This is a genomic window from Micromonospora sp. DT178 (assembly GCF_049841695.1).
Taxonomy (GTDB): Bacteria; Actinomycetota; Actinomycetes; order Mycobacteriales; family Micromonosporaceae; genus Micromonospora.
This window is the reverse complement of the sequence record NZ_JBNCKV010000087.1, coordinates 1-264: the sequence shown is the minus strand read 5'-3', so window position 1 is coordinate 264 and position 264 is coordinate 1. Positions and strand designations below refer to the sequence as shown.

1 protein-coding gene is annotated in these 264 nt (G+C 70.8%); it reads left to right on the top strand.

The features are described 5' to 3' along the window. Positions 1-15 precede the first annotated feature (15 nt). Positions 16-264, top strand: a 249-nt coding sequence (locus tag ACLQ22_RS32075; RefSeq protein WP_425695616.1) for a hypothetical protein, incomplete at its 3' end; no start/stop codon positions are given.

Here is a 264-nt window from a genome sequence, read left to right as displayed (position 1 = left end):
CCGCAACCTCTACTGGTGCCCCACCCGCCAGGCCGGCTTGATGGCGAGCTGCCCACGGTCGTGGTGGCCGAGCTACCAGCTCCAGACGATGCCGTCGGCGTTGTCGAGGCCACACACACGGCCAGCACGCTGGTGTTGGGTTGGATCCAGGACTGGCTGGCCGATGCGGCCATGGACGGTTCCCGGCTGGTGGTGATGACCCGCGGCGCTACCGATGGCAGCGACCTGGCCGCGGCCGCGGTATGGGGCCTGGTCCGCTCCGCG